Raw genomic sequence first — 17627 nt, 5'->3', positions numbered from 1 at the left:
CCACTTAACCACTCACCGCCGGCCTCTTATCCTTCCAAGGCATCTCCTGCTCCAGCTGCGCCGACGCCGCCAGCACCGTCGCCTCGTCGCCATAGCGGCCGATCAGCTGCACGCCGATCGGCACGCCGTCTTTCGACCAGCCGAGCGGCAGCGAGATCGCCGGTTGGCCGGAAATGTTGAAGGGGAAGGCAAACACCGAATCCGACCATTTGGCGTTGTAGCGGTCGAGGTCCGTTTCCGACATGTCGTAATAGCCGAACGGACGCGGCAGCTGGGTCAGCGTCGGCGTGATGAAAAGATCATAGGCATTGAGATCGCCGACAATGTCGCGGCCGATCTGCCGGAGCTGCTCGACATCGGAGATATGCCTGACGCCGCTGGTCGCGCGGCCGCGCTCGATGATCGCCCAGGTCACCGCCTCGACATCGCCTGGGGTTACCGGTCGGCCGATCACCGTTTCAAGGTAATCGAAGGTCGCCGCCGTCTGCACGCAGGTCATGTTGGTGTAGGTCGCCCAGACGCCATTGGCGTCGAGCGGCAGGTCGTGCTCTTCGACATGGTGTCCCAGCCGATCGAGTGCCGCCACTGTCGCCAGCACCGCCGCCTTCACCTCTGGGTCGATGGCGGTGCCGTTTGGCGGCGTGACGGTGAAGCCAATGCGCAACCTCTTCGGCGCCCGTGCCGACAGGCTGAGCCAAGAGCTGTCGGGCACCGGCGGCGTGTAGGGGTCACCCGGCAGCGCACCCGCCACGGCATCGAGATAGGCCGCCGTGTCGCGTACCGTGCGCGAGCAACAGAGAAAATAGGCGCCGCCATACCAATAGTCGCCAAACGGCGCGAGGCTGACGCGGCCGCGTGACGGCTTCAACCCGACAATGCCGCAGCACGAGGCCGGAATGCGGATCGAGCCGGCGCCGTCGCTGGCTTCCGCGATCGGCACCATGCGCGATGCGATGGCAGCGGCAGCGCCGCCGCTCGAGCCGCCCGGCGTGATGCCTTCCTTCCACGGATTCTTTGTTACGCCGTAGAGTTTCGGCTCGGTCGTGATCGACCAGCCATTTTCGGGTGCGTTCGACTTGCCGACCAGCACCAGCCCCGCCGCCTTCATGCGGCGCACGACTTCGGTGTCGAAGTCGGCGACGACGTCCTTCAGGTAAAAAGACGAATTGGTGTTGGGCGCGCCGGTCCAGGACGAAGCCAATTCCTTGAGCAGGAACGGCACGCCGGCGAAGGGAGCGTTTTTGTCGACCGTCTCGGCCTGGGCACGCGCCATGTCGTACAGGCGATGGACAACCGCATTCAGCGTCGGATTGAGCCGCTCGACCAGCGTGATCGCCGCCTCGACCAGTTCGGCCGGCGAAACCTGGCCGCCGCGCACCAGCGCGGCGAGGTCGAGTGCGTCGGACTCCGCATAGGTTTTCAACAGACTGTCGGTGACAGCGGCCATGTATTACTCCTTTTATATCTGATCTGAGTGACTCTCCCTCACCCAGCCTCCGCTTCGACTGGCGTGACTGACCGGCCCGCGGCTTGATTGCCACGTGGTTCCCCCAATCCGTCGCTGCTTCGCAGCGCCACCTTTCCCCCCTCCGGAGGGAAAGGAAGGGAGCGTTGCTGGACGAGCGTTGACGGCAAAAAGCTTGGCGTTTTTCCTCTACCCCGTCGATCGGGGGAGAGGTGGCTCGGCGAAGCCGAGACGGAGTGGGGGTCGACCAGTGCAGCATAGGACAATGCATGCGAGAAGCGGCCGGATGAGGGGGCGCGACTTCAGGCCAGCTCGACAGTGCGCCCCAGTTCGATGCTCTGTTCGGCGGCGAGCACGATACGCAGGCTGTTGACCGCCGCGTCCATCTGCTCTGTCAAATCGAGATCCTCGCGGATGGCGCGCAGGAAGAAGGCCTGCTCGCGGTCGCACAGCTCCTGGTGGCCGGGTTCGTCCTCCATGCTGACGATCTCGTCGGGCTTGGAGAAATTCTTGTCGCCGTCGACCGCCGCATAATGGATCTTCAGCGCATCGGTCTTGGTGTGGCGGTCGATGTCGGCCGAATTGGAAACCTCGGCGTCCGAGGCCGTGCTCGCAGCCTGGCCGGCGACAATCGATACCGCGCCCTTCGGGCCGACCACATCCTTCACGAAATAGGCCGTCTCGCTCATCATCGGCCCCCAGCCGGCCTCGTACCAGCCGACCGAGCCGTCATCGAAGGTGACGTGCAGATGGCCGTAATTCTGCTTGTCGGCCTCCGCCCAGAGCTTGGCGCCGATGCCATGCACCCGCACCGGCTTGGCGCCGGTCAACTGGCACATGACGTCGACATAGTGCACGCCGCAATCGACGATCGGGATCAGCGAATCGATCAGATTCTTGTGCCAATGCCAGGCGCTGCCGCTGCTCTGCTGGTTGAGGTTGAGGCGCATCACCAGCGGCTTGCCGAGTGTCTTGCCGACCTCGATGAACTTGATCCAGGAGGGATGGACGCGCAGGATATAGCCAAGCACCAGCTTGCGGTTCTTGGCGCGTGCCGCCGCCACGACCTTTTCGGCATCCTCGATATTGGTGGCGAGCGGCTTTTCCATGAACACATGGCAATTGGCCGCGATCGCCTTCAGCGCGTATTCGGCATGCGTGTTCGGCCAGCTGTTGATCGACACGGCGTCAGGCTTCGTCTCCCTCAGCGCCAGGTCGAAATCCTCGTAGAGCGGATAGCCGGCTAATTCCGCCGGGATCTTGGTGTTGCTCTTGATCGAGCGGCTCATGATGCCGACGATCTCAAACCCCTCGGAGCGGTGATAGGCGCTGGCATGCGACGCACCCATATTGCCGAGACCCACCACCAGCACTTTTATCTTGTCGGCCATGTCAGCCCTCCCACATTCTTGATTGGATCTTGGGCGGCGATCGATCGCCGCTCGGCCCTTTCCTCTCCGTCCGGAAGGGGGAGAGGAAAGGAGCCAAGGGGCAGCGCCGACATAGCCGTTTGCAGCCCTACTTCACCGCCGAATCGAACAGATGCGCCTTGATCTTCTCGACATCGAGCGCGGCAAAGCCTTCCGACAATTTGACGCCGTCGGCATCGGCCTTGACCTTCGCCTTGTCGAAGGTGTTGGCCGCCGGGATCAGGTCGTTGGTGCAGACATCCTCGGCCTTCACCGGATTGGTGATCTGGCCGATCTTGTGGATCTCGTCGAAGAAGCCCTGCCAGCTCGCCATGTCGTGCGAGCCCCAGCCGCCGCGCTTGTCCATGTCGCCACGGAAAACGTTGATCTGCTGCAGGATCGAGGTGGTGCCGAGTTCCGGCCCGAGATTCTTGGCCAGCGTCGGGAACTGCTCGAACACGGCTTCGACGGCCGCGCGTGGATTCTGGTAGCCGAATTCGAGACCCATCGCCCAGCCGCGCAGGTATTTTTCCAAAAACGCCTTCTTGTCGGCGTCCTCAAGATCGGCGGCGCGCACGACAAAGGTGTTGGCCGGCAGCTTGGAGTTCTTCACGCCGAGCCAGTATTCGAAGTCGAGGCCCTTGGCGATCCATTCGGCGCGCAGGCCTTCCCAGGATAGGGCCGCGTCGCCCTGGCCGCCTGCGAGGGCCGTGCCCCAGGTCGGCCATCCGGCCTCGACATATTTGACCTTCTTGATGTCGACGCCTTGCGCGGCGAGCAGCGGATCGGTGATCGACTGCCATGCGGCCGAACCGAGCAAGATGGTCTTGCCTTCGAGCTTCTTCAGATCGTTCGATCCCTCGCCCTTGCGGAAGGCGATGCTGAACGTGTCGCGCGCGCCCATGTGGAACACCGACTTCAGCTTCATGCCGTTCTGAATGGCGAAGGAGAAGACGCCGGGCGAAGGGAAACCCATATCGGCCTGGCCGACATCGACGAACTTAACCGTCGCCGTGCCATCCGAAGGGCCCGGCTGCATGTCGGTATCGAGCCCGTCGAAATAGCCGGCCTTCTTGGCTGCCCAGTAGGGATAGTCGTCGAGCACTTCCAGGGTGCCACGCGGCGAGATCCAGGTGAACTTGCCGTAGGCCTCGGCCCTGGCCTTGAGACCAGAAGCGCCGAGCGCGGTTGCCGTCACCAGGCCGGCGCCGGTCACCTGCAGGAAGTAGCGGCGGGAGATCCCCGCCTGGTGGACGAAATTGTCTTTGGTCATCGCTTTCCCCTTTTTGTTTGACGTCAGTCCACCGCCCGCCTCCCGGGCGTCTTGCTTCAAATCTTCAAGCCTCCCAGCTCGCCCATTTCTTGCCGATGAGGAAGAACAGCACGTAGATCAGGATGCCGAGCGTCGACAGGATCAGCACCACGGCGAAGAACTGCGGCATCTGGATCATCGACGAATAGGTGGTCAGCCGGTTGCCGAGGCCGAAGCCGCCGCCGACCATCTCGGCGCCGACCGCGGTCAGCAGGCCGAAAATGGCGCCGATCATCAGCCCGACCAGGATCATCGGCAGCGCCATCGGCGCGCGGATCTTCCAGAAGATCTGCAAGGTGCTGGCGCCATAGGAACGCGCCAGCGCGATCTTGGCGCTGTCGACGCGGCGAAAGCCGGTGGCGGCGTTGATCATCACCATCGGCCCGGCGGCCAGCGCCACCGCGATGATGCGCGGCGTGTAGCCGAAGCCGAAGCGCAGGATGAGCAGCGGCACCAGCGCCAGCATCGGCGTGGTGACCAGCAGCAATATATACGGCGCGACGATCTTTTCGGCGAAGGGGAACTGGGTGATGACGGCGGCCAGCACCAGGCCGACGACTGCGCCAATGGCGAAACCCGACACCAGCTCGACCAGCGTGTAGCCGAGATGCGGCGCGATCAGCGGGAATTCGTCGAACAGCGCATAGGCGATCGAGCTTGGCGGCGGCATGATGTAGAGCGGCACGTGGAACAGCCGCAAGGCCAGCTCGATGCCGCCGATGATGACCACGGCGACGGCGATGATCGCCGCCACCTCCTTGCCCGACTTGATGCCTGGACCGCTGGCGAAGGCCGACAGGTTGGTCAGGCTGACATCCTTGCCGTCGCCGGACTTGGCAGCCGATTTGGATTTGGAAAATTCGGGGATGGCGTCGCTCACGGCCTGATCCTCACGATCTCGGCGCTCGTGCGCTCCGGCGCCGTCGGTCTGCTACGCTCGCCGACAATGTCCATCTTGATCCTGTTGGTGAGGTCGAAGACTTCCTTTGTCGCCATGATCTCCAGCGAACGCGGCCGTGGAAACGGCACGCGGTATTCCTTGGCGACGCGGCCCGGCCGGGCGCTCAGCACCACCACGCGGTCCGAGAGAAAAATCGCTTCCTCGATGCTGTGGGTGATGAAGACGATGGTGGTCTTGGTGTCGAGCCAGATCTCCTCGACCAGCCGGTTCATTTCCTCCCGCGTAAAGCTGTCCAGCGCGCCGAACGGCTCGTCCATCAGCAGCACCGACGGTTTCAGCGCCAGCGCCCGCACGATCGCCGCGCGCTGCTGCATGCCGCCCGACAGCTCGCGCGGGAACTTGCCGCCGAAACCGTCGAGGCCGACGCGGTTCAAGAGATGCGCGATCCAGGCACGATCCGGCTTCTCGCCCTTGATCTCGAAGGGAAAGCGGATGTTGGCGTCGAGATTGCGCCAGGGCAGGAGGTTGGCCTCCTGGAAAACAATGCCGATATCGGGATGCGGGCCGGTGATGGCCTTGCCGTCGAGCCTTATCTCGCCGCTGGTCAGGCTGTGCAGCCCCGACATCGACCACAACAGCGTGGTCTTGCCGCAACCTGACGGGCCGACAATGGAGACGATTTCATTGGCTCTGACATCGAGGCTGCAGCGGTCCAGCGCCAGCAGGTCGCCGGACACCGTGTGATAGATCTTGGTCGCTGCCTGCACGCCAAGCTTCGGCGTTGTTGTCTCGCCCGCGTTCATCCGCCCCTCGGAGATTGCGTGATGATCCAGTAGGTCATCAGACTGCCAGAAATCAGTCTGTAACTATCCTACTTTGCTGTCAAGCGCTCGCGGTGGTACCCTTATCACCAAAATCCTGGATTGGGATTATCGCGTTGTTTTTATGAGATTTTCTCTGCCTTGAAATGCGTGTTGCTTTCCTACATACTCTGGAAAGAAACGTGAGCATGCCCTTGCGACACGCAGTGGTTGCAGCGTGGCCGGGCGCATGGAACGACAGCGTGCAAACATGATAAGAGGTCAGGTCAAAAGGACAGGGAAGACCGACTTCATGACCGAAGCTGAGAACCAGACAGGCAGCGCCTTGAACAACGATCCGGAGGGGCGCGACCTCAGGCGCATCCCGGACATCATCTCGCTGGTCAAGGATTCCTACGCGGAATTGCGCCCGGCCGAACGCCGCGTCGCCGACGTCGTGCTCGACGATGTCAAATACGCCGTCGACGCCTCCAATGCGGCGATTGCCGAACGCGCGGGGGTCAGCGAGCCGACGGTGACCCGGTTCTGCCGCGCCATCGGCTGCGAGGGCGTGCGCGATTTCAAGCTGAAGCTGGCGCAGAGCCTCGTGGTCGGTGCGCTCTATCTGGCCAAGCCGCCTGCCGTCAGCAACGACAATGGCATGCCGTTCTGGAACGCCGTCTTCGGCGAGGCGCGCCGGGCGCTGCAGGAGGCCGAACGGCAGCTCGATCCGGGCGAGCTGCAGAAGGCGGCCGAACTGATCGCCAAGGCGCGGCAGGTTACCGTCTTCGGTCTCGGCGGCAGTTCCTCGGCACTGGCGCAGGAGACCCAATACCGGCTGTTTCGCTACGGCATCACCGTCAGCGCCCAATGCGACCCCTATCTGATGCGCATGACCGCCTCGACCTTGAAGCCCGGCGACCTGGTGATCGCCATTTCAGCGACCGGGCGCACGCGCGAGGTGATCGAGGCCGTCGAACTCGCCAAGCACTACCGAGCCAACGCCATCGCCGTAACCGCGCCCGACACCGACCTTGCCCGCGCCTGCGATGTCCGCCTGACGGTGGCGGTGCCCGAATATCCCGACACGCTGAAGCCGACGGCCTCGCGCTATGCCTTCCTGGCCGCGATCGACCTGTTGGCGGTGGCCTCAGCCTACAAGCTCGACGGCTCGGCGCGCGAGACGGTGCGCCGCATCAAATACAACGCCCAGATACACCGCACCGGCAAGGAAATGGAGCCGCTCGGGGACTGAGGCGCGTTTTTCCTTCTCCCCTTGTGGGAGAAGGTGGATCGGCGCGGAGCGCCGAGACGGTTGAGGGGTGGGTGACGGAGTACCGTCGCTGCCAAGCTGGAGCACCCCTCATCCGACCTCGCTTCGCGAGGCCACCTTCTCCCGCAAGGGGAGAAGGGAAGACCCGGACAGCGCCAACGCGAAGAAAGAGGGAAAGAATGCTCGAGATCGCACCGACGAAACAGGCCACCGCATGGCTCGAATCCCTGGCGCAGGCGCTCGCAGCCGGCGACATGGCCGCGGCAAGCAACCTGTTCGTCGATGACTGCTACTGGCGCGATCTTCTGACCTTCACCTGGAACGTCACGACGATGGAAGGCCGCGCGGCCATCACCGACATGCTCGGCGCAACGCTGGCCACCACCAAGCCGGAGGCATGGCAGATCACCGGCGAGGCGACCTCGGACGAAGGCACCATCGAAGCCTGGTTCACATTCGAGACCGCGGTGGCCTCAGGCCAAGGCATCATGCGGCTGCGCGACGGCCGCTGCCGCACCCTGTTCACGGCGATGACCGACCTCACGGGGTTCGAGGAGCGCAAGGGCGCCGAGCGGCCGCTCGGTGTGCGCCACAAGGCCGATCCCGAGCGCGAGACCTGGTCGGAAGCACGGGCGCGCGAAACGCGTGATCTCGGCGCTTCGGAACAGCCCTATTGCCTGGTCATCGGCGGCGGCCAGGGCGGCATCATGCTGGGCGCGCGGCTCAGGCAACTCGGCGTGCCGACCATCGTCATCGAGAAGAATGCGAGGCCCGGCGATTCCTGGCGCAACCGCTACCGCACGCTCGTGTTGCACGACCCTGTCTGGTACGACCATCTGCCCTACATTCCGTTTCCGGAAAACTGGCCGGTCTTCACGCCCAAGGACAAGATGGGCGACTGGCTGGAAATGTACACGCGCGTCATGGAGCTCAATTACTGGGTCGCCACCAAGTGCCTCAGCGCTTCCTATGACGACGCCGAGAAGGAATGGACCGTCGTGGTCGACCGTGTCGGCCGCCACATCACGCTGAAGCCGAAGCACATCGTCTTCGCCACCGGCGCCTATGGGCCGCCGCGAAAGATCGACCTGGCCGGCGCCGGTGAATTCAAGGGCGAATTGCTGCATTCCAGCCAGTATGCCAGCGGCGACAAATTCCGTGGCAAGAAGGTTGCCGTCATCGGCGCGGCCAGCTCGGGGCATGACGTCTGCGTCGACCTCTGGGAAAGCGGCGCTGACGTCACCATGATCCAGCGCTCGCCGACCACCGTGGTCAAGTCGGACACGCTGATGGAGGTCGGCTTCGAGATCTTCTCGGAGACCGCGCTGGCGCGCGGCATCACCACCGAAAAGGCCGACATGATCGTCGCCTCGACACCCTTCGCACTGGTGCCCAAGGGCCAGCGCGCGCTCTACGACGTCATCCGGGCACGCGACGCAGCCTTTTACGATCGCCTGCGCGCCTCGGGCTTCGCCATCGATTTCGGCGACGACGAGACCGGCCTGTTGATGAAGGCCTATCGCACCGGCTCGGGCTACTATATCGATGTCGGCGCCTCGGACCTGATCATCGACGGCAAGATCGGCGTCCGCAGCGGCGTCGCCATCAAATCGCTGACGGCAAAAGGCATATTGTTCGAGGACGGCACCGAGCTCGAGGCCGACGCCATCATCGCCTGCACCGGCTACCAGTCGATGAACGAGAATGTCGCGGCACTCGTCTCGCGCGAGGTCGCCGACAAGGTCGGTCCCTGCTGGGGCCTCGGCTCCGGCGTCAAGGGCGACCCCGGTCCTTGGCAAGGCGAATTGCGCAACATGTGGAAGCCGACGGCGCAGGAAGCGCTGTGGTTCCACGGCGGCAATTTGGCGCTGTCGCGGTTTTACTCGAAATATGTGGCGCTACAGATCAAGGCGCGGATGGAAGGTATCGCGACGCCGGTTTACGGGAAGCCCAGCAACGCCTGATCCGTAACGCAAGTAGCGGTGGGCCAGTACTCGAAATTGCTTGCGAACTTTTCAGATACGGTGAGTAGTCCTTCCCTGTATGCCTGGCATTCTGGGGAGGGAAGCCGATGGGACTGTTGAGAGAACTTCGCATAAAACTGGGGCTGAAGAAGAGCCCTTTGCCGCCGTTGCCAGGCGTCGAGATTGGTCGCAACACCTATGGCCTTGGGAAGAGCTCGTTTTGGGGTCCGCACAAGAAATCGCCAATACGCATAGGTTCGTTCTGTTCGATTGGCCCGGACGTGCTCTTTATCGGCGCGGCTGAGCACCGCGTCGACACGGCAACCACTTATCCGCTACGAATCATCGACGGGAAGGTTCGCAATGGCGCTGAAACCTTCAGCAAAGGGCCGACTACAGTCGGCCACGACGTATGGTTCGGTGCCCGCTGCATTGTCCTTAGCGGTGTCACGATCGGTAACGGCGCGGTCATCGGCGCCGGCAGCATCGTCACCAGGGACATCCCGCCCTATGCGATCGCGGTCGGCAATCCCGCTCGTATCATCCGATACAGATTCACGCCGGATATCATCGAGCGTTTGCAGTCGTCAGAATGGTGGAACTGGAGTGACGATCTGATCCGTGAGCGTGTTGAGCTTTTGACGACTGTGGATGCCGAGCATTTCCTGAACACGATGGATCCGGGATAACTGCGCCGACAATCCTTCTCAGCCCGCCTCGCGATTTAATCGTGGCTATGTCCAAAGTGCCTGGCGGCAACCTCGACATGCGTGTGCCGCTCATGCGCCTCGAAGCGCTCGGTCTCGCCGAGATCGCTCACCGCCTCGTTCGGCCACCAGGTGCCGCCGATGACGATTCCTTCCGACACCAGCCGCTGATCAGTAACCAGCGAAGCGCCGACCGCGTCGACGAAGGTGAAGCGCCCCGACCGCTGCCGGAGCACCGCGACATCGCCGACGGTACCGACCGCCAGCGTGCCGAGATCAGGCCTTGCGATCGCCTGTGCCGGCCCTTGTGTCGCCGCGCGCAAAACCTCGACCAGCGGCATGCCGAGCGCCATCAGCTTCGACATGCAAACAAGGATATCGAAAGCCGGCCCGTCGACGCAGTAGAGATGCACGTCGCTCGAGATCACATCGGGCGCCAGCCCCTCGGCCAGCATGGCGCGGGCGACTTCGAAGTCGAACGAACCCATGCCGTGGCCGAGATCGAAGATGACGCCGCGCTCGCGTGCCAGCCGCATGTCCGGGCGCACCGCGCCGGAAGCGAAGACCGGCGCATTGGGAAACGGCCGGAAGCAATGGGTGAGGATATCGCCCCGGCGCAGGCGCGGCAGCACTTCCGAGCGGCCGGGCGGCGGCTCGTCTATATGCGCCATCAGTGGCAGGCCGGCTTTGTCGGCGGCCTCCAGCGCCAGATCGACAGGGGCGATGCCGCTGCTGCCGCCGGCATGCTTGCCGGAGCGCACTTTCACGCCGACGACGACATCGGCGTGCTCGCGCGCCGCGGCAACCACCTCGCGCGGCTCGCAGAGCCGGAGATCGCTGCACTCGCCGACCGACACCGTCTGCGAGAAGCCGAAAATGCCGGCAAAGGAAATGTTGACATAGGCCAGGATGCGCACCTTCGAGCGCTCCATGACATGGCGGCGGAAGCCGAGGAAATTGCCGGCCCCCGCACTGCCCGCATCGATGAAGGTGGTGGTGCCGCTTTTGGCCGCCAGCCGGTCGGCATCGACGCCGAGCGAGGTGCCGCCCCAATAGACGTGACTGTGCAGATCGACGAGGCCGGGCGCGACGATGCAACCCGTCGCGTCGACAATTTTGGCGGCGCTGGTCACGGGAATATCGGCGTCGATCGCTGCAACCCGGCCATTGGCGATGGCGACATCGCGCGGCGCGTCGATGCCGGACGCCGGATCGATCAGACGTCCACCCTTCAGCAGGAGGTCGAATTGCATTTTTTTGGGAACCTCCGTTAGGCGGGCCTGTACGCGACCGCCTCGACCTCGATCTTGATGTCGATCATCAGCCGCGATTCAACCGTGGTGCGGGCCGGCGGGTTCTTCGGGAAGTGCCTGGCGTAGACGGCGTTGAAGGCGCCGAAATCGCGCGCGTCCTCCAGCCAGACCGTGGTCTTGACCACATCGTCCAGGGTGCAGCCGGCGAGCGCCAGTGCCGCCTTCACATTGGCAAGCACCTGCTCGGTCTGTTCCGTAATGCCGCCCTTGACCACGATGCCGTCGCTGCCGACCGGAACCTGGCCCGAGACAAAGACGAAGTCGCCGGCGCGCACGGCGGGTGACAGCGGCACATGGGATGTTCCAAAAGTCTGCTTGGGCAAGGCATGCCTCCTCTGATCGCACGGGCAGGGCCCGCTTCGGCGCAGATTTACCGCGATCGGAGCGGTCCCGATAGGGCCCTTGTTGGAAAGCAACATTCTTCGAAATCCGTGTTGCTTTATTACAAGAGCGCTTGCATCGTGCACGCCTGTCGGACGGCTTTCAAGCCGCCGCGGACCGATGGCTATGCGAGAGCGGAGAAACCGAGAATGACCTTCGACAAGAACCCATTTCCTTCAGGCGACGCCGATCGCCACGCGCTGTGGGAGATGCTGGTACGCCGCGACATCGACGCTTTCATCAGTCAGGACTGGTCGATGGTCGAGAATGATTTCATCGCAGAAAGCTTCTTCGGCATGCATGCGCATTTCCTCGCCAACGCCGATGCTTGGCGGCTGCAATTCCCACGGCTGGAAATCTATCGCGACGAATGGCTGCGCCAGGCCAAGGAGACGGCCGCGACCAAATTCGCCGAGCCGCTGCGAGAGGCGATTTTTCGCGTCACCAATCTGCGCGACATCGAGGTCGGCGGCGACCGCGCCGTGCTGCACAAGAAGTTCGACGGCATCATTGCCAAGGCGGATGGCAGCGTCGACCGGCTGAAATGGCAGACACTGTATTTCTGCAGGAAGGTCGAAGGCAGCTGGAAGATAGCCGGCTTCGTCGGCTACATGCCGTATCCGCTGGGAAGCTAGGAGCGCCGTAGCAGGGACGGCTGGATGGCCTTTGGTAGCCGGTATTCTGTCGCTCCTCTCGTTGGATCATTATAACGGTCGGGAGTAGCCGAGACCCCTCCCGACTTCGTCATCCACGGGCGGAGCAGGGAGCGAAGCTAATCCCCTAGACGCTATCGCCCAACCAGCACCGCGGCCCTGTAGGCCGGGTTGCCGTACCAGGCCATCCGGTCGAGCTCCGCCGCCATCACCGGCAGGTCGACAACGTCCATCATCAGTTCTCGCCGGTCCGGCTCGATCCAGGGATCGTTGACGAAATAGACCCCGCCGCCATGGCCATGGACGAGCACCCAGTGCGGGCAGGTGTAGCCCATCATCGGTGCCTGATCGATCAGCACCAGCGCCGAGAAGCCGCGATCGAGCGCCTGGGCGATTTCTTCGACGGCAAAGGCGCGGGGCTCGATCCGCACTGACGCGGCTTCGACGTCGCGCTTGAAGCCAGCCTGCACAAAGCTCATCAGGCCGCGCCTTTCCTCCGAGGCGGCACGGTCGAGGAAGATCGGCTCGGCGCTGCTCAAGAACACTTCTGCCCGCAGCCCGCGCCGGTGTGCCGCCAGCGCCAGGCCATAGGGATCGCAGCCGCCCGGCCCGCTGGGGCCGATGATGGTGGTGGCCTCGCGCCAGAGTTCGATCTCCAGCGCTCGGTCCGGCCGCAAGGCCGGGTCGAGGCCGGCCATCGCCATGGCGAGCGCCGACGGCCCGCAGGTGAAGCCCGCCGTCTGCGGCCAGGACGGCGGAACGCGCTCCTGGCGGCGGGTCGGTTCGATGCCGATCCAGCGTTGCAGAAAACCGTCGCGGCACTCCCACTGGCCGCCGATGTGCTGCACCGTGTCCTCGTCGGCGCGCAGGCACAGCACATCTTGCGCAAGCGCCTCCTTCTCCAGCGCCTCCAGCAGGCGCGGGCCGCTGATGAAGCTGGCGGCGGACCAGAACAAGGCGATGCGCATCATTGCTGCCGCTGGCCGGCGCTGGCCGATCACGATCGCCTTGGCGCGGCCGTCGCGGTATTGCGCCACGCCGATGACGCCAACGATTTTTTGCAAGGCGGCCAGACGATCGCCGATCTCGGCCGGCACCGCCGCCATCAGGTCCGCCCAGGCGGATGCATCTTCAGCTGCGAAGACCGTCACACTGGCCCTGCCGGTCGGCAGCGAAGCTGGCATGGGGTCATCTCCGTCTGGGACCGGCCTGGTTGTTTCGCGGTAGCGTCATCCTACCGGCAGCAGAGCCTTCCGTCACCCGTCAGGCAGCGCGGCGTCGAGCGCGGCGCGTTGGCAAATCCTGCAGCGGATAATGGCTGATCAGTAGAGCGTGACGAGGGCCGGGAACAGCATGCCGGTTTCCCGCAAATACTCGACCAGCTCGATGGCCGGGAAAATGGCCAGGAAATAGAGCCCGTCATAGAAGGTGCGCTTGAGCGCCCGCGTCGAGAACTGCAGCTCATCATTGTCGCGGTAGAGCAGCGGGTTCGGCCAGAACCTTGGCGTTCTCTTGATATAGGCAAGATAGACCGGGCCGAACTTGCCCAGCAGATATTCGGCTTCCTTGCGCGCCGTAACGCGGAAGATCAAGAAGCTGGCGAGGCCGAGCGCCAGGGCGGCGAAAGCCGAGCCGTAGAGCAGACCGATGCCGACCGCCCCGACCGTCGAAAAGAAATAGAGCGGGTTCTGGCTCATCGAGAACGGCCCCGTCGAAACCAGCTCCTCATTCTTCTTGCCGCCGACATAGAGGATGCTCCAGAGCCGGCCGGCCACGCAGGCGAGCACCAGGCAGAAGCCGAAGAATTCGAGCGTTTCGTGACCGTTCGAGCCCTCGGCGAGCGCCGGCTTGGTGAGGAACAGCAGCAGCACCGCCAGCACCGCCGCGACCCGCACGAAGATCAGCCGCTTGCGCTGCACGAAGGCCTTTGAAACCGGCTTGAGCGAAGCGTAGGTCATTCGTGTTTCCCTGGAGCTTGCGGGTTTCGGCACTGAGGCACGCCATTAATGTCGGATACAAGGCGGCCGCTTTCTATCAGCGCAGCGCGCGGCGTTCGTAAAGGCCTTTTGCGTCAACCAAGGCCATCCTTACGAATTTGTATGCTTCGGGACAGGCTGCAGTGAAGTCGCTTGCCTATTGTCGGGATGCCGGCCCGCCAATTTTGGACCGGCTTCAATTGCCGCAGCCGGACCATCGGCATCAGATAGGGAATTCTTCCATGAAAAGATTTGCACTTGCCGTCGCAGGCGGCACCCTCGCCGTCTTGGCCTCGATGTCCTCCGTTTATGCAGCCACCGCGCCTTGCGAAGAGACGCTGAAAACCCTTCGCGCGGCGGAGGCCACGGCCACGCTCAGCGCCGCCGACAAGGCCAAGGTCTCCGAGCTGGAGGCCAAGGGCATCGAACGCTGCAATGCCGACGACGACAAGCGCGCCGACGAGTTCTTCGCCCAGGCGATGAAGGTCATGGGCAAGTAGATCCACGAACCACGAGGACGGCCGTCATGCTCTCTCCCAACAAAACCGCTGGACCGAGCCAGAACAGGGTTCCGGAGGTCACCCTCGACTTCTGGCTGATCAAGCTGATGGCGGTCACCATGGGCGAGACGGCGGCCGACTATCTCGCCGTCAATCTCGGGCTCGGGCTGACCGTCACCTCGCTGATCATGACCGGCGTGCTGATCGTCGCCCTCATCCTGCAGTTCGCGCAGAAACGCTACGTGCCCTGGGCCTACTGGCTGGCGGTGGTACTGATCAGCGTCGTCGGCACGCTGATCACCGACAATCTCGTCGACAATTTCGGCGTGCGCCTGCAGACGACGACGATCGCCTTCACGGTCGCGCTCGCGGCAACGTTCACGGTCTGGTACGCCAGCGAGCGGACGCTGTCGATCCACACCATCTTCACGACGAGGCGCGAGATCTTCTACTGGCTGGCGATCCTGTTCACCTTCTCGCTCGGCACCGCCGCCGGCGATCTCGTCGCCGAGAGCTTCGACATGGGCTATCTCACCACAGGCCTCATGTTCGGCGGCGTCATCGTGCTGATCGCGCTCGCCTACTGGCTGCTGCATCTCGACGCCATCCTGGCCTTCTGGCTCGCCTATATCCTGACGCGGCCGCTCGGCGCCTCCTTCGGCGATCTGCTGTCGCAGCCATCCGAATATGGCGGCCTCGGCTTCGGCACCACCTTCACCAGCCTGATCTTCCTCGGCTGCATTGCTGCGCTGGTTCTCTACATGACGCTGAAGAAAACCGCCGACGATGCCGACGAGATCCTGCTGGAGTCCGACTAGGCTTCGGCGTTTGACGGTCAGTGCCATCCTAGGAACAGTCCCATGCCGGTGATAGCCTGTCCCCAATATCGGCAATCAACCGGAACAGCGATGCGACTTCTTCTCGTCGAGGACGACCACAGGACGGCGGACTATATCGTCAAGGGACTGACCGAGGCCGGTCATGTCTGCGATCTCCTGCGCAACGGCCACGACGCGCTTTTCGCCGCCACCAGCGGCACCTATGACGTGATCGTGGCCGACCGCATGATCCCGGGTCTCGATGGCCTGTCGATGGTCAAGGCGGTGCGCGCGGCGGGCGTGCGCACGCCGGCGATCTTTCTTACCTCCATCGGCGGCATCGACGACCGCGTCGAGGGGCTGGAGGCCGGCGGCGACGACTATCTGGTCAAGCCCTTCGCTTTTTCCGAGCTGCTTGCCCGCATCCATGCGCTCGGCCGCCGGCCGGCGACGCAGGAGCAGAAGACGGTTCTGCGGGTCGGCGACCTCGAAATGGACCTCATCATGCGGCGCGTTACGCGGGAGGGCCAGCCGATCGACCTGCAGCCGCGCGAATTCAGCCTGCTCGAGGTGCTGATGCGCGGCGAGGGCCGCGTGATCACCCGCACCATGCTTCTGGAGCGCGTCTGGGACTTCCATTTCGATCCCAAGACCAGCGTCGTCGAGACCCATATCAGCCGTCTGCGGGCCAAGATCGACAAGCCGTTCGAAACCCAGCTCATCCACACCGTCCGCAACACCGGCTACAGCCTGCACGCACCGCTCGCGCCATGACCGGAACCTCGGCTCGCCTGTTGCGCAGCACGCCGTTTCGGCTCGCGCTGACATTCGGCTTCCTGTTCATGCTGGCCTTCGTCCTGTCGGGCGCCATCGTCTACGAGATGATGAGCGCCGATCTTGCCGAGCGGCTCGACGACACCATCAAGGAAACCTACGCCGTCGTCGCCGCGACCTACGCCGAGAACGACCTGGAAGACCTTGTCGCCACGATCGAAAGCCACGCAAAGCTCAGCCCGAAGAAAGAACAGCTGTTTTCGCTGACCGACCCGGCCGGAAATCGTCTGGCCGGCAACTTCACCGCCGCCGGGCTTCCCGACGGGTTCTCGGCGTTCGACGCTGTGTTGCCGGGCGTGCCGCCGGATACTGAATACCGGGCCTATTCCGGCTCCATCGGCCGCAACAACCTCACTGTCGCCTTCAGTCTTTCCGAAACGGAGGAGCTGGAAACGGTGGCAATGATGAGCTTCGGCTGGGCGACCCTGATCATCACCGGGTTGGCGGTCGCCGGCGGCGCCCTGCTAGCCTCGCGTGTCCAGCGCCGTCTCGACGGCATCGCCGCCACCATGGTCGATGTCTCGCATGGCCGGCTCGATGCCCGCATTCCGTTGACCGGCAATGGCGACGACATCGACATCGTCTCCAGCCAGGTCAATGCGGCGCTCGACCGCCTGTCGGGCCTGGTCGACGGCATGAAGCAGGTCAGCGCCAACATCGCGCATGATTTGAAGACGCCGCTCAACCGGCTGCAGATGATCCTGGAGGGGGCGGCCGACAAGGCCGCGCAGGATCGCGACGTTTCCGGCGATCTGGCCGATGCGCGCGCCGAGGGCCATCAGATCAACGAGACGTTCGATGCGCTGCTGCGCATCGCGCAAATCGAGGCCGGCGCGCGCAAGGCGCGCTTCACCGATGTCGACCTGGGCGAGATCCTGCAGACCATCGCCGAGATCTACGCCGACGTGGCCGAGGATGACGGCAAGTCGCTGTCGTCGGTCGAGCTGCATCAGAGCGCCGACCGCATCCATGGCGATCCGGAACTGCTGACGCAGATGTTCGCCAATCTGGTCGAGAATGCGCTACGCCATTGCCCGCCCGGCACGACGATCAACCTGTCGGTGGCGCGCCAGGGCGATCGTATGCTTGCCGGCGTCGCCGACAATGGGCCGGGCATTCCCGCCGACGAACGTGAAAACGTCTTCCAGCGGCTCTACCGGCTCGACCACAGCCGCTCGACACCGGGAAGCGGCCTCGGGCTGAGTCTGGTCAGGGCCATCGCCGATCTGCACGGAGCATCGATTGAATTGGAGGACTGTGAGCCTGGCATCGCGGTGATGGTGGGCTTTCCGCTGGCGACGGATTAGCCGGCGAATTTTCT

Annotated in this window: 17 protein-coding genes; 8 read left to right on the top strand and 9 right to left on the bottom strand. The window is 63.8% G+C overall.

All coding sequences use genetic code 11. The features are described from left to right. Window positions 1-4: 4 nt before the first annotated feature. The 5 genes from AC1D05_RS17705 to AC1D05_RS17685 all read right to left on the bottom strand — a co-directional run bounded on the left by AC1D05_RS17705 (window position 5) and on the right by AC1D05_RS17685 (window position 5890). Window positions 5-1447 (bottom strand): amidase, encoded by a 1443-nt coding sequence (locus AC1D05_RS17705; protein ID WP_477442480.1) that lies wholly within the window; start codon window positions 1445-1447, stop codon window positions 5-7. 320 nt (window positions 1448-1767) lie between these two features. Then, a complete protein-coding gene (locus tag AC1D05_RS17700; RefSeq protein WP_477442478.1) occupies window positions 1768-2856 on the bottom strand; it encodes a Gfo/Idh/MocA family protein in 1089 nt (362 codons plus the stop codon). Window positions 2857-2983: 127 nt separating this feature from the next. Continuing rightward, a complete protein-coding gene (locus AC1D05_RS17695; protein ID WP_477442476.1) occupies window positions 2984-4147 on the bottom strand; it encodes an ABC transporter substrate-binding protein in 1164 nt (387 codons plus the stop codon). Between the two features lie 64 nt (window positions 4148-4211). After that, window positions 4212-5066, bottom strand: coding sequence for an ABC transporter permease (locus AC1D05_RS17690; protein WP_475455550.1), 855 nt, complete (start codon window positions 5064-5066; stop codon window positions 4212-4214). Beyond that, window positions 5063-5890, bottom strand: coding sequence for an ABC transporter ATP-binding protein (locus AC1D05_RS17685; RefSeq protein WP_477442474.1), 828 nt, complete (start codon window positions 5888-5890; stop codon window positions 5063-5065). The genes AC1D05_RS17690 and AC1D05_RS17685 overlap by 4 nt, the downstream gene beginning before the upstream one ends. A gap of 310 nt (window positions 5891-6200) precedes the next feature. Between AC1D05_RS17685 and AC1D05_RS17680 the strand changes: the two genes are divergently transcribed. From AC1D05_RS17680 to AC1D05_RS17670, 3 genes are all read left to right on the top strand, one after another. Next, window positions 6201-7142 (top strand): MurR/RpiR family transcriptional regulator, encoded by a 942-nt coding sequence (locus tag AC1D05_RS17680; protein ID WP_477442472.1) that lies wholly within the window; start codon window positions 6201-6203, stop codon window positions 7140-7142. A gap of 197 nt (window positions 7143-7339) precedes the next feature. Next, window positions 7340-9124: a flavin-containing monooxygenase gene (locus tag AC1D05_RS17675; protein ID WP_477442470.1), complete on the top strand. Its 1785-nt coding sequence runs from the start codon at window positions 7340-7342 to the stop codon at window positions 9122-9124. 107 nt (window positions 9125-9231) lie between these two features. Further along, window positions 9232-9813, top strand: a complete 582-nt coding sequence (locus AC1D05_RS17670) for a CatB-related O-acetyltransferase (protein ID WP_477442468.1) — start codon at window positions 9232-9234, stop codon at window positions 9811-9813. A 35-nt stretch (window positions 9814-9848) separates the two neighbouring features. Here the strand turns inward: AC1D05_RS17670 and AC1D05_RS17665 are convergent, their stop codons facing one another. Together AC1D05_RS17665 and AC1D05_RS17660 are read right to left on the bottom strand one after the other, a co-directional pair. Continuing rightward, the gene (locus AC1D05_RS17665) at window positions 9849-11084 is read right to left on the bottom strand and encodes an amidohydrolase/deacetylase family metallohydrolase (RefSeq protein WP_477442467.1); all 1236 of its coding nucleotides are present in this window, start codon (window positions 11082-11084) and stop codon (window positions 9849-9851) included. A gap of 17 nt (window positions 11085-11101) precedes the next feature. Next, window positions 11102-11467: a RidA family protein gene (locus AC1D05_RS17660; protein ID WP_477442465.1), complete on the bottom strand. Its 366-nt coding sequence runs from the start codon at window positions 11465-11467 to the stop codon at window positions 11102-11104. 207 nt (window positions 11468-11674) lie between these two features. Here AC1D05_RS17660 and AC1D05_RS17655 point away from each other — a divergent pair, with 207 nt between their 5' ends. After that, entirely contained in the window at window positions 11675-12160 is a 486-nt protein-coding gene (locus AC1D05_RS17655) for a hypothetical protein (RefSeq protein ID WP_477442463.1), read from the top strand. A 152-nt stretch (window positions 12161-12312) separates the two neighbouring features. Here AC1D05_RS17655 and AC1D05_RS17650 read toward each other — a convergent pair whose 3' ends face one another. Then, a complete protein-coding gene (locus tag AC1D05_RS17650) occupies window positions 12313-13362 on the bottom strand; it encodes a peptidase C39 family protein (RefSeq protein ID WP_477442461.1) in 1050 nt (349 codons plus the stop codon). 138 nt (window positions 13363-13500) lie between these two features. Continuing rightward, on the bottom strand, window positions 13501-14136 hold the full coding sequence (locus tag AC1D05_RS17645; protein ID WP_477442459.1) for a methyltransferase family protein: 636 nt from the start codon (window positions 14134-14136) through the stop codon (window positions 13501-13503). Window positions 14137-14396: 260 nt separating this feature from the next. On the opposite strand from AC1D05_RS17645, the gene AC1D05_RS17640 reads away from it, so the two are divergent. From AC1D05_RS17640 to AC1D05_RS17625, 4 genes are all read left to right on the top strand, one after another. Beyond that, window positions 14397-14654: a hypothetical protein gene (locus AC1D05_RS17640; RefSeq protein WP_477442458.1), complete on the top strand. Its 258-nt coding sequence runs from the start codon at window positions 14397-14399 to the stop codon at window positions 14652-14654. A 26-nt stretch (window positions 14655-14680) separates the two neighbouring features. Then, window positions 14681-15472 carry a COG4705 family protein gene (locus AC1D05_RS17635; protein WP_477442456.1) on the top strand — a complete coding sequence of 264 codons (792 nt, stop codon included), beginning with the start codon at window positions 14681-14683 and terminating at the stop codon, window positions 15470-15472. Window positions 15473-15562: 90 nt separating this feature from the next. Then, a complete protein-coding gene (locus AC1D05_RS17630) occupies window positions 15563-16246 on the top strand; it encodes a winged helix-turn-helix domain-containing protein (RefSeq protein ID WP_477442454.1) in 684 nt (227 codons plus the stop codon). Continuing rightward, a complete protein-coding gene (locus tag AC1D05_RS17625; protein ID WP_477442452.1) occupies window positions 16243-17613 on the top strand; it encodes a sensor histidine kinase in 1371 nt (456 codons plus the stop codon). Before AC1D05_RS17630 ends, AC1D05_RS17625 begins: the two co-directional genes overlap by 4 nt. Window positions 17614-17627: the final 14 nt, after the last annotated feature.

Source organism: Mesorhizobium sp. P2_E9 (assembly GCF_056403815.1).
Note: the sequence above shows the minus strand (reverse complement) of the source record. Positions and strands in the feature narration are given on the sequence as shown.

Bases quoted from the DNA above. Each gene is read 5' to 3' on its own strand.
- AC1D05_RS17630 (WP_477442454.1), top strand. From the start codon at position 15,563: ATGCGACTTCTTCTCGTCGAGGACGACCACAGGACGGCGGACTATATC.
- AC1D05_RS17680 (WP_477442472.1), top strand. From the start codon at position 6,201: ATGACCGAAGCTGAGAACCAGACAGGCAGCGCCTTGAACAACGATCCG.
- AC1D05_RS17665 (WP_477442467.1), bottom strand. From the start codon at position 11,084: ATGCAATTCGACCTCCTGCTGAAGGGTGGACGTCTGATCGATCCGGCG.
- AC1D05_RS17705 (WP_477442480.1), bottom strand. From the start codon at position 1,447: ATGGCCGCTGTCACCGACAGTCTGTTGAAAACCTATGCGGAGTCCGAC.
- AC1D05_RS17640 (WP_477442458.1), top strand. From the start codon at position 14,397: ATGAAAAGATTTGCACTTGCCGTCGCAGGCGGCACCCTCGCCGTCTTG.
- AC1D05_RS17675 (WP_477442470.1), top strand. From the start codon at position 7,340: ATGCTCGAGATCGCACCGACGAAACAGGCCACCGCATGGCTCGAATCC.
- AC1D05_RS17625 (WP_477442452.1), top strand. From the start codon at position 16,243: ATGACCGGAACCTCGGCTCGCCTGTTGCGCAGCACGCCGTTTCGGCTC.
- AC1D05_RS17695 (WP_477442476.1), bottom strand. From the start codon at position 4,147: ATGACCAAAGACAATTTCGTCCACCAGGCGGGGATCTCCCGCCGCTAC.
- AC1D05_RS17635 (WP_477442456.1), top strand. From the start codon at position 14,681: ATGCTCTCTCCCAACAAAACCGCTGGACCGAGCCAGAACAGGGTTCCG.
- AC1D05_RS17645 (WP_477442459.1), bottom strand. From the start codon at position 14,136: ATGACCTACGCTTCGCTCAAGCCGGTTTCAAAGGCCTTCGTGCAGCGC.
- AC1D05_RS17670 (WP_477442468.1), top strand. From the start codon at position 9,232: ATGGGACTGTTGAGAGAACTTCGCATAAAACTGGGGCTGAAGAAGAGC.
- AC1D05_RS17655 (WP_477442463.1), top strand. From the start codon at position 11,675: ATGACCTTCGACAAGAACCCATTTCCTTCAGGCGACGCCGATCGCCAC.
- AC1D05_RS17685 (WP_477442474.1), bottom strand. From the start codon at position 5,890: ATGAACGCGGGCGAGACAACAACGCCGAAGCTTGGCGTGCAGGCAGCG.
- AC1D05_RS17700 (WP_477442478.1), bottom strand. From the start codon at position 2,856: ATGGCCGACAAGATAAAAGTGCTGGTGGTGGGTCTCGGCAATATGGGT.
- AC1D05_RS17650 (WP_477442461.1), bottom strand. From the start codon at position 13,362: ATGCCAGCTTCGCTGCCGACCGGCAGGGCCAGTGTGACGGTCTTCGCA.